The 1,231-nt window shown below is 74.8% G+C and carries 1 protein-coding gene; it reads left to right on the forward strand.

Annotation, left to right across the window (positions count from 1 at the left end; genetic code table 11):
* Positions 1 to 16: 16 nt before the first annotated feature.
* Positions 17 to 1,231, forward strand: a 1,215-nt coding sequence (locus H5J30_RS34265; protein WP_374101064.1) for a hypothetical protein, incomplete at its 3' end; no start/stop codon positions are given.

Below are 1,231 nucleotides of genomic sequence, written 5' to 3' on the forward strand. Positions count from 1 at the left end.
GCCTAATCTGTCCGACGTGACTGCTCCGACCACCGCGACGCCCGCCGCCGGCGCGCCCAGGCCCGCCCCGGGCCCGGCGGCCGACGAGGGCCTGGCCCGCCGCCTGCGCGCCCTGGCGTGCACAGCCCCGCTGCACGACCTGGACGCCCGCAAGGCGATGCTCGCGGGCGAGTTCGGGGTGTACGCGATGGCGGAGGTGGCCCTGTCCGCCATCGACCTGGTCACGCTGCAGATGGACTTCGACACCGGCGCCGAGCCCGACGAGGTCATCGCCCGCCTGCTGCCGCGCGTCGCCGCCCAGGCACCGCTGCGCCCCCGCGCCGAGCACGAGCGGGTGGCGCACTGGGTGCTGGACAGCCTGGTCAACGTCGGCAGCGTCGACCGCGGCTTCCGCGCGGTGTACGGCACGTTCGGCCACGACGGCGCGTACGTGCGCAGGGAGTACGACTTCAAGCTCCTCGAAGAGGTCCCGGGACCCGGCGGCGCCGTCTATCTGCGCACCACCGACGAGGCGGTCAACGTCCTGGTGGGCGCGCTCGACACCGATGTCACCAGCGCGCAGATCGCCGCCGAGGTCAAGCTCGAAGTCCTCATCAACCGCGGCCGGCTCGCCGACGCCCAGCTGGCCGCCGAGCAGGCCCGCTACCGCACCGTGCAGTACGCGGAGACGCTCCGCCGCGCCCTGGAGGCCACCCGGCGCAACGTGCGCGCGGTCGACTGGCTCCAGACCGTGCCGGCGATGATCGACGAGGCGCTGGACCACGTCGCCGACCGGTACCGGCACGAGAACGCCATCCTCACCAACATCCGCCGCGCCCGCGACGAAGCGGAGGACCCCGAGCACAAGCGCCGTGCCGCCGAGCTGGTCGACATCGTCAAGGACTGCATCCGCCGCCACACCCAGCTCCAGACCCGGCTGCTGGACGCCGGCCCGCTGTTCCGCGCCGAGCAGGACCGGCAGGCGTTCGCCCCGCCCGCCGCCCGCACCGGCGTCGACCTCTACGGCCAGCTCCTCGCCCCCGTGCTGCCGCTGCCCGTCTCCGCCGCCCACCGCGTCACCGACGCCTTCTTCGCCCGCGGCACCGGGCTGCGCGCCCCGCACGCCGTGCGCCTCGCCGACCTCGCCGAGCTGCTGCTCACGCCCCCGCTGGAACGGGCCCACCTGGGCGCCGAGATGCCCGAGCCCGACCTCGTCGCCACCCCGGACGACAGCAGGTTCAGCGAGGAGCAG

This window comes from Streptomyces phytophilus (assembly GCF_013870535.1).
In the GTDB taxonomy this organism is placed as follows: domain Bacteria; phylum Actinomycetota; class Actinomycetes; order Streptomycetales; family Streptomycetaceae; genus Streptomyces; species Streptomyces phytophilus.